Source organism: Sphingobacterium yanglingense (genome assembly GCF_004363245.1).
In the GTDB taxonomy this organism is placed as follows: domain Bacteria; phylum Bacteroidota; class Bacteroidia; order Sphingobacteriales; family Sphingobacteriaceae; genus Sphingobacterium; species Sphingobacterium yanglingense.
Genome location: NZ_SNYV01000016.1, coordinates 39,681 through 54,977, shown reverse-complemented (window position 1 = coordinate 54,977; position 15,297 = coordinate 39,681). Strand labels below are relative to the sequence as shown.

The following is a 15,297-nucleotide window of genomic DNA, read 5'->3' as shown; positions in this document are numbered from 1 at the left end:
TGTAACGATGTATTCCTTATTTTCGAAGCGAAGTTTGGGCAATGTTCTAAAATGACTGTATATAATTGTAGTTCATTTTGGAGATAAGCCTTTATTTTCGTCAGCGTAGGGCTATACTATAGTCTATGTCCTATGAAGATTTTGTGAACGCAATTAAAGTATGATGAATTATAATAAGATTAATAACCTATTGGGATGGGCCTGTGCTATAATAGCGACGCTAGCTTATGTCCTGACTGCCGAACGCACAGCGAGCTGGTGGGATTGTGGTGAATTTATTGCTTCTGCCTATAAGATGCAGATTGTTCACCAACCAGGAGCTCCTCTGTTTTTGATGATACAGAACCTGTTCTCGAATCTAGCGCTAGGCGATAAAATGCAGATTGCATTTTGGATGAATATTGGCTCGGCTGTCTGTTCGGGACTGACAATTCTGTTTTTGTTTTGGTCTATTACTGCATTAGGGCGTAAAATATTTCTAGGTAAGGCTGATCTCAGTGTGCCTCTTAATGAAAGCGACGTGATACGTGTTATGGGAGCAGGGGTAGTAGGTGCATTGGCCTACGCGTTTACAGATACCTTCTGGTTCTCTGCTGTAGAATCGGAGGTGTATGCGATGTCGTCGTTGTGTACGGCTGTCGTGTTCTGGGCGATCCTGAAATGGGAAGTCCGGGCCGATGAGCAGGGGGCAGATCGATGGTTGATCTTAATTGCTTACGTGATGGGGCTCTCTATCGGTGTTCACTTACTGAACTTGTTGGTCATCCCGGCTATAGCCTTGGTTATTTATGTGAGAAGAGCAAAAGAGGTAACAACCAAAGGTGTGGTTAAATCCCTTCTTATTGGTGTTATCGTTCTTGCATTAATCTTATGGGGAGTGATTCAGTATCTTATTAAGTTCGCTGCCTTTGCCGATCTATTCTTTGTGAATACATTGGGACTAGGATTCGGTAGTGGGGTTACATTCTTTGCTTTGTTGGTTGTAGGCGGTTTGGTATATGGAATCTGGTATTCTATCAAGAAGGTAAAGCCAATTCTTAATATCGCTTTGATTTCTTTGGGCTTTGTCATTTTCGGTTATAGCTCATTTGCTATGATTTTGATTCGTGCCAAGGCAAACCCAACTTTGAATAACTCTGATCCAGACAATGTGTTTAGCTTCTTGAGCTACCTGAACCGGGAGCAATATGGTGATGAGCCTTTGTTCAAGGGACGTTTTTTTGATGCTAAACTTACAGATATCTCGGAGTCAGGTAAGATATACCGAAAAGACAAGGATAAATATGTCGTTGCTAAGACCAAAACGGATTATAAGTATGATCGGGAGACACTTTTTCCTCGTATTTATAGCGAAAAGGGAGATCACCCTGCGTTTTATAGGCAATACTTAGGATTAGGCCCGAATGAACAACCAACCTTCGCAGACAACCTTAAGTTCTTTTTTGGTTATCAAATTGGCCATATGTACGGTCGATACTTTATGTGGAACTTTGCGGGTAGACAGAACGATGTTCAAGGTCATGGCTCTGTATTGGAAGGGAATTGGATCTCCGGAATAAAGCCTATCGATAATGCATTGATCGGAGGGCAGTATGATCTGCCGACTTCAGAGAAGGAAAATCCGGCCCGAAATACTTATTTCTTTTTACCATTGCTGTTGGGATTAGTGGGTGCATATTGGCACTTTGGTAAGAACCAACGTGATGCTGGAGTGGTGTTCTTGTTATTCTTCTTTACAGGACTAGCTATTGTTTTGTATCTGAATCAATCGCCGTTGCAACCACGTGAGCGTGACTATGCGTATGCAGGGTCTTTTTATGCGTTCTCGATTTGGGTGGGACTAGGTGTATTGGCTATAGCTGATTTCTTAACGAAAAAAGTTTCTGCAAAGACTGCGGGTATGGTGGCGACGGTCGTAGGGCTATTTGCAGGGCCTGTGCTGTTGGCTTCGCAGAACTGGGATGATCATGACCGTTCGCATAAATTTTTGGCCAGGGATATGGCCCGAAATTACTTGGAATCCTGTGCTCCTAACGCTATTTTATTTAGCTATGGAGATAATGATACCTACCCATTGTGGTACGTGCAGGAAGTAGAGGGATTTAGGACGGACGTACGTGTCGTTAACCTAAGTTTGTTGTCTTCAGATTGGTATATGCGTCAGATGTTAGAAAAGGTGAATGATGCGGACGCGTTACCTATTGATATTGATCCTGAGAAGTTTAAAGATGGTGTGCGTGATGTGATCTATTATCAGGATTTTCAGATTCCTGGACATATCGAGGTCCGTGATCTGTTGGATGTCATGTTGTCTGATAATGCACAGAACAAGGTGCAGCTTCAAGGTGGTGAATGGGTGAACTTATTGCCAACTAAGAATATGAAACTTACGGTCGATAAGAATGCTGTGTTGGCCAATAAGGTGGTACCTAAAGGTTGGGAAGATGCAATCGTGGATACGATGGAATGGACCTACTCGATGAATTATGTAAGCCGTGCAGAATTGTCTATTATGGCGATGTTGGCGAATAATAACTGGAAGCGTCCGATTTACTTTACATCAACTACACCTGAAGTGAATTATATCGGGTTGGATAAATATTTGGTATCGGAAGGTTTTGCAATGCGTTTGATGCCTATTAATACAGGAAGTAACGAGTCTGAAGAAGGATTCGCTCCTGTTACGGATGTGGATGGTGTCTACAATACGATTATCAATAAATATAAATGGGGTAATATGTCCGGTTCTTCTTATCTAGATCCAGATTCGTACCGTTACATCAGTCTTTATGTGAGTTCGATTTTTGGAGAGACAGCTCAGAATCTATTGCATGAGGGTAAAAAAGAGGAAGCACGTAAGGTAGTGGTCAATGCTTATGAAAATATGCCTAAGCGCACATTCCAAATGAGTGAGCCGATGAGTTATGTTTTGTTGGTAGATGCGATGTATAAGACTGGTGAATCTGCGAAAGCGAAGGAGATTGCATTGAGAAACTTAACTTTTATAGGGGAAAATATGCGTTATTATACTTCTAATAAATTGTTGACGAATCTTGGCTCTGAGCGGAATGTAAGATTAGGATTGATGGGACTACAGCGTTATAAGATGATTGCAGACGAAAGTAAAGATCCTGATGTGCAAAAAGCGGTCGATGGGTTGATGAAAGAGTTTGGTTACTTTTTCGGAGGTCAGTAGATTGAAAAACATTAAAAAAGCAAGGAAGCCATCTGTTACAGATGGCTTTTTTGTTTGTGCATTCTACCGATAAAAATATAGACACTTTAAGAAAAAAAGCCTATTTTTGCCTTAATAATCCCATGATAGAAAGGTAGTAAACGTAGGGTGCAATCCATCGTAAATGCCTTGAAAAATGGAGAAGCAAACAAACGCCACGAATGAGCTCGTATAACTTGTTTCGTGTCAGCGTTATAAACAACTTATTCTGATGAAACAATCTATTTTATTAGACGGTCCCAAGTTTCAAATTACAATCAAACGATTGTGTCAACAATTGATTGAAAACCACGGTGATTTTAGTAATGCTGCATTGATCGGAATCCAACCTAGAGGAACATATCTGGCGAATAGGATTGCGAAAGAGCTGAAAGAAATGGTGGGTCGGGATATTGATACCGGTATTTTGGATATAACGTTTTTTAGGGACGACTTTCGTATGAAGGGGGGGAGTCCATTATTAGCCAATAGTACACATATTGATTTTATCGTCGAAGGCAAGAATGTTATTTTTGTGGACGATGTGTTATGGACGGGACGTACGATTCGCTCGGCAATGGATGCTATACAGGCTTTCGGGCGCTCGGAAACAATAGAATTGCTGGTGTTGGTAGATCGTCGTTTCTCCAGACAGATTCCTATACAGCCTGATTATATCGGGATACAGGTAGATTCTATCGACTCTCAAAAAGTAATCGTGAGTTGGGAAGAGGTCGATAACGAAGATAGTATCGAGCTAATTACAGAGAAAAAATAAGTGTTCAGTATATATATTTGCAGACCATGCCAACAACAACAGAACAGTTAAGTACACGACATCTACTCGGTATCAAGGACCTGACTGAAAATGATATCCAACTTATTCTAGATACAGCCGCAAATTTTAAGGATGTCTTGAATAGGCCTATAAAAAAAGTGCCTTCTTTACGTGATATTACAATCGCGAATGTTTTTTTTGAGAATTCTACCCGCACACGTTTGTCGTTTGAGCTGGCTGAAAAGCGTTTGTCTGCCGATACTATTAATTTTGCAGCCTCTTCTTCTTCGGTTAGTAAAGGGGAGACTCTGATTGATACGGTCAATAATATATTGGCTATGAAGGTGGATATGATTGTAATGCGTCATCCCTATGCTGGTGCTGGTGTGTTTTTAAGTCGACATGTCGACGCGCAGATTGTCAACGCGGGCGATGGTGCCCATGAGCATCCGACCCAGGCGCTATTGGATTCTTTTTCGATACGTGAGCGTTATGGTGATGTGGCAGGCCGTAAGGTGGCGATCATAGGTGATATTCTGCATTCGCGTGTAGCCCTATCTAATATCCTATGTCTGCAGAAGCAAGGAGCAGAAGTGATGGTGTGTGGTCCGACGACATTGATTCCAAAGTATATTACTTCCTTGGGAGTACGCGTCGAGCACGATCTATTGAAAGCATTGAATTGGTGTGATGTTGCTAATATGTTGCGGATTCAGTTAGAAAGACAAGATATCGCTTATTTCCCCTCGTTGCGTGAGTATTCGATGCTGTACGGCTTGAATAAAGAGATTTTAGATTCGCTCAATAAAGAAATTACCATTATGCATCCTGGACCGATCAATAGGGGAGTGGAGATTACTTCGGATGTTGCTGATAGTAAGCATTCCATTATTTTGGATCAGGTCGAAAATGGTGTGGCAGTACGTATGGCTGTACTTTATTTATTGGCAGGAAAAAGAGGTTAAAGGGTGTTAAACCTTTGTTAAATATAGATGGGCCATCAAGATATTGATGGCTTTATTTTTATCTTTCTGGAAGTAGTTTTTGAGCAAGTAAGAATTGGGTTTTTGACCTAGGGAAGAGGTTATTAACAGATGTTAAGAACTTTTGGGGAAAACTTGATATTGATGACTTAATTTAGTATACTGAATAGGAGTATCAATTTGGGAGAGAATTCTGGCATAATAAGTGGTGAAGTCAGATTACCATTAGAATTTATAACACATATATAAAGATTTAAGCACCGATATGTACAAAAAGATTTATGGATTAGGGGTCGCGTTAAGCTTAATGACCTTGCCTACGTTTGGACAACAGACAGCTTGGCAAGATATTAATAAAGCTTATAAGACGGGATTAGAGTTATTTGAAAGAGGTAAGTATAGTTCTGCAGCAAAGCAATTTGATAAAGTTGAGGAATTGCGTACCAAGTCTACGCTACAGTCGGATGAGACTGAAGAACTGACTTTATTGAAAGAAGGTGTTCGTTTTTATCAAGCAGTATGTGCATTAGAGCTTGGTGATTCTGATGCTGAAGCTCAGTTCTTGAAGTATATTAAAGACTATCCATCAAGTGCTAATTCTAAAGCTGCTTTTTTCCAAATAGGTCGTTCGTACTATGCGAAGAAAGACTATGCGAAAGCAATAGAATGGTTTACCAAAATCGATTCTAGAAATCTCGCCGGTGCAGAAAATACGGAGTATAGATTTAAGTTAGGTTATGCGCATTTTATGACTAATGATTATAAGGCCGCAAAACCTTTGTTCCAAAAGCTTAAAGATGACCGAGGCCAGTATCAAGAGGCATCTATCTACTATTATGCCTATCTATGCTACCTGGACGCCGAGTACAAGACGGCATTGAATGAATTCGAACGGTTGAATGGATCAAAGACGTTCGAGAATACATACCCCTACTATATTACGGCATTGTATTTCTTGGATAAACGTTACGACGATGTCTTGAGCTATGCGTTGCCTATATTGCAGACAACGAAGCAGGAGCACGAGACTGAAATGTTCCGGATTATCGGTGCAACCTATTTTATAAAAGGAGACCTTACAAAATCTAAAGATTACTACGATAGATTCCAAGCCAAGGATCAGGGTAAAACTCAAAATAATCAGGACAGCTATCAGATTGGTTATATCGCGTACAAGCTGAAAGACTATACAAAAGCTATTACGGAGTTGGAGAAACTCTCCGAACCAGATGCTTACTACCAGAGTGCGATGATCACATTGGGGGATGCTTTCTTGAAGACTGACAATAAGCAGAGTGCACGTAATGCATTCTTTAAAGCTTCAAAGCTGGATTTCGATCCACAATTGAAGGAAGAAGGATTGTTCAATTACGCGAAGCTTTCTTATGAGTTGGATTTTCATCAAGTAGCTCTTGATGCTATTCAGGAATATCTGGCAACTTATAAGCAAACCAAACGTAAAGAAGAAGCGAATACATTATTGGCAGAGATTCTTTTGAGTACAAAGAGCTACCGTGCTGCGGTAGATGTATTGGAGTCTATAGACCGTACCTCACGTGAGACTAAATCGGCCTACCAGAAGGTAACGTATTACCGTGGATTGGAGTTTTACAACGAGCGTGCATTTGAGAATGCGATTTCTATGTTTATGCGTTCGGAGGCAAATCGTTTTGACGAAGAGATCTATGCGCTTTCTACTTACTGGAAATCTGAGGCGATGTATGAGGTGCGTAAGTATAAGGAGGCAGTAGCTCACTTTAATAAATTCTTACAACTTCCTGCGGCACGTAATACCGATGTGTATCATTATGCAAATTATGCATTGGCCTATGCGGCTTTCCGTAATGATAATTTTAATACTTCAGCTAATTACTTTGAACGTTTTCTTGCTGGAGGCGGCAAGGACGGGATAGAGCTTAATACGCGTAATGATGCTATCGCACGATTGGCGGATTCGTATTTCGCAACGAAGAACTATGGTAAGGCAATGTCTTATTATGATCGTTTGATCAGTTCGAATGCGCAGAGTCAGGATTACGCCTTATTTCAACGCGGTATCATTCAGGGATTGCAGGGAAACAATGATGCTAAGTTAGCTACATTGGCATCGGTGATCACAAAATATCCAAAATCGAATTATGCAGATGATGTTGCTTTCGAGATTCCTTATACTTATTTCCTTATGGGGCAATATGACAAGGCGATATTGGGACTACAGTCGATGGTTGACAAATATCCGCGTAGTTCGTATGTGCCACGTGCGCTATTGACAATCGGTCTGGTACAGTATAATCAAGACCATAATGATGCAGCACTAGCTACTTTCCAGCGAGTGGTCAATCAGTACGCTACGACAGATGAGGCTAAGCAAGCAATACGCTCGATCGAGAATATCTATTTGGATAAAGACGATGCTACAGGTTATATCAAATATGCTACATCGACCAATATTGGAAATCTTTCTACAGCGGAGCAAGATGCGCATACCTTTGGTGTAGCTCGTAATCTTTTCGATAGACAAAATTGGCAAGGTGCCGTAGAGGCCATCAATGCTTACTTTGATAAGTTTCCAAAACCTATACAAGAGAAATTTGCACGTTATATCCGTGGAGAAAGTTATGCTAAGCTGGGCAAGGATCAGGAAGCTTTGCATGATTTTAATATTATCATGAATGACTGGACTTCTGCCTACACGGAGAAGACGCTGGTCAGTGTCTCTAAATTACATTTACGCAATAAAGCCTATAACGAGGCTGTGCAGGTGTTGAAGAAATTGGAATTAACTTCAGAGTATAAAGAGAATTATGGTTTTGCGGTCAAGAACCTGTTGGTCAGCTATTATAATATAGGAGACTATATCGAGACGCTTAATTATGCGAATATATTGAAGGGATACGAAAAGTCTTCGGAAGAGGATATTGCATTAGCACATCTGTATGCTGCTAAGGCGTATCTCGCTACGACCAAATGGGCCGATGCTACAAAGGAGTTAAATCTTGCTGCGCTTAAGTCGAAGACTGAAACAGGAGCCGAGGCGCGTTACTTGGTCGCAGAGCAGCAGTTGAAGGCAAAACAATATGATAAAACCATCGAATCTGCTTTTGATATTTCAAATACATTTTCGTCCTATGACTACTGGGTTGCGAAAGGTTTTATACTGATGGCTGATGCCTATAGTGGAAAGGGTGATAAGTTCCAAGCTAAAGCAACGCTAGAAAGTGTGATCGATAATTACGAGAATAAAGAGGACGGTATATTAAAGGCCGCAAACGAACGTTTAAAGAAGCTTAAATAAGAAGAATAGGAAATAAGATGAAATCGAGTCCGATACGGTTGGAGGAGCTCTCATCTGCTATAAAGAAATATAATTAGATGAAATTGCATAAAACAGTTTTTAAGAATTACGCCATAGTTGCCTTGTTATTGGGAGCGGGATACCAAGGATATGCTCAACAAGATCCAACTAAGCCGGTAACGATAGATTCTTTTGATGTCGTACGTGATTATAAGCCTATTCTTGCGGATGCAGTAAAAATACGCCGCAGTCCGGATATGAGCAATAAACGCAGTTACATGCCCAAGTTGAGCTATGGGAATGTGCCTGATAAGAAATTAGATATCAATACAGGGCTTAAAGAGCTTAATGTACAGGAATTACCTTTTACCAAGACACAGGATATTACGAGCAATTATGTTAAGCTTGGGGTTGGTAACTTGGGTACGATATTGGGAGAGGCTTATATTGCGGTCGAAGATTATGAAAACCTTCGTTTTGGTGGTTTTGTGAAGCACCTGAACCAAAAAGGATCTTTGGATGATCAAAAGTTTTCGAGACAGGAGGTGGGTGTATTTGGTCGACGTGTGTTATCCGCATTTACAGTAGATGGTGTCTTAGGCTATAATAGATACGGCACCCGATTTTATGGTATTCCAACTGATGTTAATGGGGTTACACTTAATGATAAAAGGGAGGCTCAACGCTTTAATGATATCTATTTTACGGGTGAATTGACCAGTAACTTTGATCCGGCTAATGAAGAAGCACTTTCTTACTCGGCAAAAGCAGATGCCTATACATACAAGGATAAGTTCGATGCTAGTGAAAATTCTCTTGCTTTATCAGGGTATTTGAATAAGAGGGTAAGGACATTTAATGTCGGTGCAAACCTTGCATTGGATGTAAACTCTATAGGAGGGAGTTCGAATGTGGCAAAAGGAGATAAGTTTAATAACTCGATTGCCAATATTAATCCTTATATCAGTCTGAAAGGAACTAACTATACGTTGACTCTTGGTGCTAATATTGTTTCCGAATTTGGTGATAGTACACGGTTTAATGTATTTCCTTCTGCTGAAGTAGATTTTTCATTGGTTCCAAGTTACATCCATTTATTTGGTGGAATAACTGGTGGTGTTCAAAAAGCTTCATTCAAGAGTCTGTCGCAGAAAAATCCTTATTTAGGACCTGATTTAGCATACCAGAATATGTTAGAGCGCCTGAGTTTCTTTGGAGGTATTAAAGGAAATGCTGGAGCTACTTTTGGCTACAAGGCAAAGGTGATGTACAAGACATTAGAAGGGATGCCACTTTTTGTCAATAGTAAGGATCGTCCATTCCAATTTGATTTGGTCTATGATGGTAATGGTGATGACAAAGTGAAGTATATTGGCATCGAGGGAGAGATTAATGTACGTTTGTCTGAGTTGGTGAATTTGGGTGGACGTTTGAATATTGATAATTATACGATGGCCAACGAGCAAGAAGCTTGGTTTACGCCTAAGTTGAGGTTGGCTGCGAATGCGCGTTTCAATATCTCTGAGAAATTATACATCGATGCTGAAGCTTTGTTTAATGGGGTTTCTTACGCCAAAGCTTTTGACTATGACGCAAATGGAGTCGCTCTACCGGATTATAAAAAGGTATCTGTGCCTGAGTTTTTTGATCTCAGCGCAGGTGCGGAATACAAAGCGTTATCTAACTTGGGGATTTTTGTAAAAGCGAATAATATTTTCAATAAAGAATACCAACGCTACTTATACTATCCGAAGTTAGGCTTTAATGTGATAGGTGGAGTTAATTTTTCATTTTAATAAAATAGATTATAACTTTGCATTACAGCGTGCTATAAGAACAAATGAATTTAGGAAGGCAAATACATATATTACTTAAGCGACAGTCGTCTGTCTATATCAATGGATTGGGGACATTTAGACGCGTGCATACAGCAGCGACATTTGATGCCAAGCGTCATGTTTATCTGCCTCCGATTAGCTTTGTCGAATTTGATGGCAGTGCGACAGAGGGCTACGATTTTGTAACCTATGTACAACAGGCTAATCAACTCGAACGCCATGAAGCTGAGTCGCAAGTGACACAGGCTGTCTCTGAAGTTGTGGAACGGCTTACACAATCAGGGCAAACTAGACTTGATAACTTGGGAGACCTCGTGAGTTATGGTAATTCTTATGTATTTAAGCCACTGGATCTCTCTGGTTTTTCCTATACTGCAGTAAGTGATCAGTTTCATGTTGAGGAAGCAGTCCCACCGACTGCAACTACGGAGCCTATTAGGGGCGTACAGGAAGAGGTGACTCCTATTGAGGAGAGTGTACCAGAAGAAGAGCCATTGGAAGAGGTACCCGCAATATCTACTGAAAACAGGATAGAAGAAGTACCGGTACCGGTCGAGACGGCGGTAGCTGCGGAGCAGGATACGATTTTGGAGGATGGGGAGTTTGAGTTTCCTGACGAACAGAAATCGACTAGCGCCTATGTGTATATCATAGTGGCTATTGTTGCGGTAGCATTGCTGGGTGGATTGTACTATTATAGTACCTATATGCAGGAAGGAAAGATGGGAAGTGGTACAATCGAAGAAGTAATTGTACCGATGGATTCTATTCCTAAAGATACGGTTGCTACGCAACCTTTGGCCGACTCATTAGCGGTTCCACAAGATACCTTGGTATCCTCTCCTGAGCCAGAGAAGGTAGAAGAAGAGGTGGCGCCTCCAGCGAATCATCGTTATACGATAGTTATAGGTACGCATAGAACACTTGCACTTGCTTATGAGGAAGCGGAAGCATTCCATAAGGATGGACATAAGTCCGTTCGCGTGATGACGCCGAATCTGGCCAAAAATTTGAAGCGTGTGGTATGGGATACTTACGCCACCAAAGAAGAACGTGACTCGGCGCTGAACTATGTTAGAAAACATATTAAGACCGATGCTTGGCCAGATATAATCAAATAAAAAAACATAAACCAAAATAAATATTTTTTAACGCTATGTCATTATTACAAAGCACTCTACCCGTAGATACCCTCAACCAGGTACAACAGCAATCGATACAGTTAGCCGCTCCACAGGACAATCTGAACTTGCTTCAGCTTATGATGAAAGGTGGTTGGATCATGATCCCTATTCTTTTATTGTTTTTCTTGGGGTTAGTTATTTTTATCGAACGTTATATTACGATTCGTAATGCATCTAAGGCAGATGGCGGATTGATGGCACAGATTAAAAGCAACGTACTCTCTGGTAAATTGGATTCGGCTATAGCGGTTTGTCGTTCTAGCAATTCAGCGCTAGCACGTATGCTGCAAAAAGGTTTGACAAGGGTTGGACGTCCTATTAAGGATATTGAAGCTGCAATTGAAAATGCAGGTAAGCTTGAAGTGTCCCGCTTGGAAAAAAATATTAATATCTTGGGAATCATTGCGGGTATCGCACCTATGCTTGGTTTCGTGGGGACGATATTTGGGGTTATCCAGATCTTTCGTGACGTAGAAATCGCTGGCGGTATTGATATCGGTTCCGTATCGGGAGGTCTATATGTGAAGATGATCGCTTCGGCATCAGGTTTGACAATTGGTATCTTGGCTTATATAGGTTACCATATTTTGAATATGATGGTCGAACGCCTTATTTTGAAAATGGAAACGGAAGCTGTTGAGTTCATTGATTTATTGGATGAGCCAGGGGTCTAACTTATTACTTTTGCAAATATGAATTTAAGAAATAGACGAGGAAAGCCAACGGCTGAGGTTCATACCGCGGCTTTGAATGACATCATGTTCTTTCTGATGTTGTTCTTTCTATTGGCATCCGCAGTGGCAAATCCTCAGGTCGTAAAGCTGTTGTTGCCCAAGTCGAGCGCCGGTGAGCAGTCGGTAGCTAAAAAGACGATTACAGTTTCGATAACCAGTGATCTTGCTTATCACGTGGATAAAGCTGTGGTCCCTTATGAGGCATTAGAACAGGCTCTACAATCGCAGATGAATTCTGGAGAAGAGGTCACGATTATGCTGTACGCAGACAGTACGGTGCCTATTCAGAATGTAATCTCGGTCATGGATGTTGCCAACAGATTGAAGATAAAGTTGGTTTTAGCAACGGAGCCGAAAAAGGATTAAACTTTTAACCGAGCTTAGCGGGCTCATTTAAGATAATATTGACAAATGTACTACCATCTTAAAGAAGAAAATAATATGCCTAAAGCGTTGGGTTATTCCGCGCTAGTAATGGTTGTATTGGGGGTGATTGGTTTCTTTGTTGTGTTTGGACAACCTGAGATTCCGGAATTTGGTATGGGTGGAATTGTGGTCAATTATGGTACGTCTGAAGAGGGTATGGGGGATGATTATATGAACGTGGAAGAACCCTCGATGGATGAAAATGCAAATAATGTACAACCTGATCGGATCGTCCCTACGGAGACGCCTACGCCAACGCCCACACAACAGGTAGCTGATAAAACTGTAGCTACACAGGATATGGAAGATGCGCCTGCCGTTGCTAAAGCGGAGAAGGCTGTCAAAACTCCTGCGGCAGAGACCACAAAAGAAACGAAAACCAGTACACCTGCAGTCAATTCGAATGCCTTATATAAAGGTAAAAAGAATAATGGCAGCGGGGCCGGAGATGGAACAGGCAGTACTGCTGGAAACCAAGGATCTAATCTCGGTGACCCTCTTGCGTCAAACTATGGCGAAGGTGGTTCGGGATTCGGTAATGCTATGATTTCATTGGCGAACCGTAAGTTTACGGTAGCACCCAAAATAGATGATAAAGGACAGCAGGCAGGTATAGTGGCGGTGGAGTTCAAAGTGGATAAGAATGGGGTGATTACCTATGCCCGCGCAGGAGCTAAAGGGACGACTATATCCGATGGTGAACTTTGGTCTAAGTGTGAACGGGCTGTAAGGGGAGCGCGATTGAACCAGATTGATAATGCTCCAGATAGTCAAACCGGGATTATCAAATTCAATTTTAAATTAAGATAAGAATCACTTATGTATACTTATACAGAGGCAATCGACTACTTATATAGTCGATTGCCTATGTTTACAAGAGATGGTGCTTCGGCATATAAAAAGGATTTGGACCGTACCATCGCCTTATGTGATGCGATTGGCAATCCGCAAAATAGTTATAAAACGATACATGTAGGAGGGACAAATGGTAAGGGATCTTCATCCCACATGCTGGCTTCTATATTGAGTGCCTCGGGCTATCGTACGGGGCTATACACCTCCCCCCATTTACTTGATTTTCGAGAACGTATCCGTATTGATGGACGGCAGATCGATGCTCAATTTGTCGTAGATTATGTAAATAGGCAAAAGGAACTGATTGAAGAGGTACAGCCTTCTTTTTTTGAAGCTACTGTAGCGATGGCCTTTGATTACTTTGCTACACAACAGGTCGACGTAGCGATTATTGAAGTAGGGCTGGGAGGGCGCTTGGATAGCACGAATATAATTCATCCCGATGTAGCCTTGATTACGAATATCGGGATGGACCATATGAATCTACTGGGGGATACCTTAACGGAGATCGCAATCGAGAAAGCGGGAATTATCAAATCAAATACCCCTATTGTTATTTCAGAAACACACCCTGTAACCGCTCCGGTTTTTATAGACAGAGCGATAGCGTGCAATGCTCCATTGATTTTTGCCGATCAGGTCTTTAAGGCTGAGCGTATTAGTAAGACGGATCTACTGCAAGAGGTAGAGGTGTTGTCCGATGCTACTAAAAACGTTTACGACTTGGATTTGACGGGTTCCTATCAGTTGAAGAACGTGCTAGGGGTACTTGCGGTAGTGGAGCAACTTCGGGGTTTGGGCTATGAGATTCCTGAAGATAGGCTGAAGGAAGGATTGGCTCAGGTACAGGCGCGAACAGGTCTCCAAGGACGCTGGCAGACGATATCTACAGATCCACTGATCATATGTGATACAGGGCATAACGAAGACGGTATTAAAGAAGTGATTAAAAATTTGGCAGAGGTCCATTTCAAGCAGTTGCATATCGTGATCGGCGCCATGAAAGATAAGGACTTGGATCATATGTTGCCGTATCTGCCGAAGGATGCGATCTATTATTTTTCTAACCCTGATATGCCCAGAGCGATGAGTGCTATGGAGTTGGCTGCGAAGGCTTCTACTTATGGTTTGAAAGGGCAGGAGTGTGGTACTGTAGTCAATGCGCTAGCGGTGGCTAAAGACGCTTATCAAGCTGGAGATTTAATATTTGTCGGAGGTTCTAATTTTGTTGTTGCGGAGGTATTGAGTAGTATCACTTCTTAAAACCATGTATACCGGTGGCACAGCCAAAAAAATAGGAGTCTATCTCTAATTCCAGATTATATCGACTAAAGATTTCTTGAATCTGCTGGGTATTTTGGAAGCTCTTGGTGTAAATCCATAGCATTTTATAATCTGATGGATTTCCTAGGAATAGCTTTCCTAAGACTGGAATAATATGCCCTAGGTATAGTCCGTAAAAAAAAGCCAGTATCGGGGATTTGGGGACGGATACTTCAATAAATGTAAATCGACCATTGGATCTGAGTATCCTACTGAGCTCTCGGGCGAGTATGTCTAGCTGGCTGTTATTGAAGGTCTTGAGACCATAGGCGCAGGTCACGATATCATAGTGGGACGATGATAGACTATTATTCAATACATCGTCCGAGAATAGGGTCAACTGTTTGCCAAATATACGCTCTCCTTTGGGCATAGATTTCGAAAGCATGGCCTCTGAAAAATCCAGAGCATGAAAATTAGACTGGGGAAAGTGCTTTTTTAAGTAGCTCCAATTCTCTCCCAGGCCAGATAGCAAGTCAAGGACATTTAGTTTTTCCGTTGAAGGAGTTAGTTTTCTGAGAAATTGTTTTCGCCAGCGGATGGAAAAGCCAAAAGAAGTGATATAATTCATCCTCTCGTAAGAACCTGACATGGTATTGAACAGATTCTTTACAAATTGTGGGTCATAAATATTTTTTCTCCCCGTTTGGTTCACCTCATTTTCCAT

11 protein-coding genes are annotated in these 15,297 nt (G+C 41.4%); 10 read left to right on the top strand and 1 reads right to left on the bottom strand.

What is annotated here, in order from left to right:
* Positions 1-160 precede the first annotated feature (160 nt).
* The 10 genes from CLV99_RS16375 to CLV99_RS16330 all read left to right on the top strand — a co-directional run bounded on the left by CLV99_RS16375 (position 161) and on the right by CLV99_RS16330 (position 14,570).
* Complete coding sequence (locus CLV99_RS16375) at positions 161-3,196, top strand: glycosyltransferase family 117 protein (protein WP_246032785.1); 3,036 nt, start codon at positions 161-163, stop codon at positions 3,194-3,196.
* A gap of 250 nt (positions 3,197-3,446) precedes the next feature.
* Positions 3,447-3,992: a bifunctional pyr operon transcriptional regulator/uracil phosphoribosyltransferase PyrR gene (pyrR, locus tag CLV99_RS16370; RefSeq protein ID WP_133585602.1), complete on the top strand. Its 546-nt coding sequence runs from the start codon at positions 3,447-3,449 to the stop codon at positions 3,990-3,992.
* Between the two features lie 26 nt (positions 3,993-4,018).
* Entirely contained in the window at positions 4,019-4,957 is a 939-nt protein-coding gene (locus tag CLV99_RS16365) for an aspartate carbamoyltransferase catalytic subunit (protein ID WP_133585601.1), read from the top strand.
* A 283-nt stretch (positions 4,958-5,240) separates the two neighbouring features.
* A complete protein-coding gene (locus CLV99_RS16360) occupies positions 5,241-8,270 on the top strand; it encodes a tetratricopeptide repeat protein (protein WP_133585600.1) in 3,030 nt (1,009 codons plus the stop codon).
* 77 nt (positions 8,271-8,347) lie between these two features.
* Positions 8,348-10,066, top strand: a complete 1,719-nt coding sequence (locus CLV99_RS16355) for a TonB-dependent receptor (RefSeq protein ID WP_133585599.1) — start codon at positions 8,348-8,350, stop codon at positions 10,064-10,066.
* A gap of 44 nt (positions 10,067-10,110) precedes the next feature.
* Positions 10,111-11,229 carry a hypothetical protein gene (locus CLV99_RS16350; protein WP_133585598.1) on the top strand — a complete coding sequence of 373 codons (1,119 nt, stop codon included), beginning with the start codon at positions 10,111-10,113 and terminating at the stop codon, positions 11,227-11,229.
* Positions 11,230-11,264: 35 nt separating this feature from the next.
* Complete coding sequence (locus tag CLV99_RS16345) at positions 11,265-11,966, top strand: MotA/TolQ/ExbB proton channel family protein (RefSeq protein WP_133585597.1); 702 nt, start codon at positions 11,265-11,267, stop codon at positions 11,964-11,966.
* An 18-nt stretch (positions 11,967-11,984) separates the two neighbouring features.
* Positions 11,985-12,392: an ExbD/TolR family protein gene (locus tag CLV99_RS16340; RefSeq protein WP_133585596.1), complete on the top strand. Its 408-nt coding sequence runs from the start codon at positions 11,985-11,987 to the stop codon at positions 12,390-12,392.
* 45 nt (positions 12,393-12,437) lie between these two features.
* Positions 12,438-13,262 carry an energy transducer TonB gene (locus CLV99_RS16335; protein WP_133585595.1) on the top strand — a complete coding sequence of 275 codons (825 nt, stop codon included), beginning with the start codon at positions 12,438-12,440 and terminating at the stop codon, positions 13,260-13,262.
* A gap of 9 nt (positions 13,263-13,271) precedes the next feature.
* On the top strand, positions 13,272-14,570 hold the full coding sequence (locus CLV99_RS16330; protein ID WP_133585594.1) for a bifunctional folylpolyglutamate synthase/dihydrofolate synthase: 1,299 nt from the start codon (positions 13,272-13,274) through the stop codon (positions 14,568-14,570).
* Here CLV99_RS16330 and CLV99_RS16325 read toward each other — a convergent pair.
* Positions 14,560-15,297 (bottom strand): class I SAM-dependent methyltransferase, encoded by a 738-nt coding sequence (locus CLV99_RS16325; RefSeq protein WP_133585593.1) that lies wholly within the window; start codon positions 15,295-15,297, stop codon positions 14,560-14,562. The two genes, CLV99_RS16330 and CLV99_RS16325, sit on opposite strands and share 11 nt — an antisense overlap.

Coding starts and splice junctions, on each gene's coding strand:
- CLV99_RS16335 (WP_133585595.1), top strand. CDS start 12,438: ATGTACTACCATCTTAAAGAAGAAAATAATATGCCTAAAGCGTTGGGT.
- CLV99_RS16340 (WP_133585596.1), top strand. CDS start 11,985: ATGAATTTAAGAAATAGACGAGGAAAGCCAACGGCTGAGGTTCATACC.
- CLV99_RS16355 (WP_133585599.1), top strand. CDS start 8,348: ATGAAATTGCATAAAACAGTTTTTAAGAATTACGCCATAGTTGCCTTG.
- pyrR (WP_133585602.1), top strand. CDS start 3,447: ATGAAACAATCTATTTTATTAGACGGTCCCAAGTTTCAAATTACAATC.
- CLV99_RS16360 (WP_133585600.1), top strand. CDS start 5,241: ATGTACAAAAAGATTTATGGATTAGGGGTCGCGTTAAGCTTAATGACC.
- CLV99_RS16325 (WP_133585593.1), bottom strand. CDS start 15,297: ATGGAAAATGAGGTGAACCAAACGGGGAGAAAAAATATTTATGACCCA.
- CLV99_RS16330 (WP_133585594.1), top strand. CDS start 13,272: ATGTATACTTATACAGAGGCAATCGACTACTTATATAGTCGATTGCCT.
- CLV99_RS16375 (WP_246032785.1), top strand. CDS start 161: ATGATGAATTATAATAAGATTAATAACCTATTGGGATGGGCCTGTGCT.
- CLV99_RS16345 (WP_133585597.1), top strand. CDS start 11,265: ATGTCATTATTACAAAGCACTCTACCCGTAGATACCCTCAACCAGGTA.
- CLV99_RS16350 (WP_133585598.1), top strand. CDS start 10,111: ATGAATTTAGGAAGGCAAATACATATATTACTTAAGCGACAGTCGTCT.
- CLV99_RS16365 (WP_133585601.1), top strand. CDS start 4,019: ATGCCAACAACAACAGAACAGTTAAGTACACGACATCTACTCGGTATC.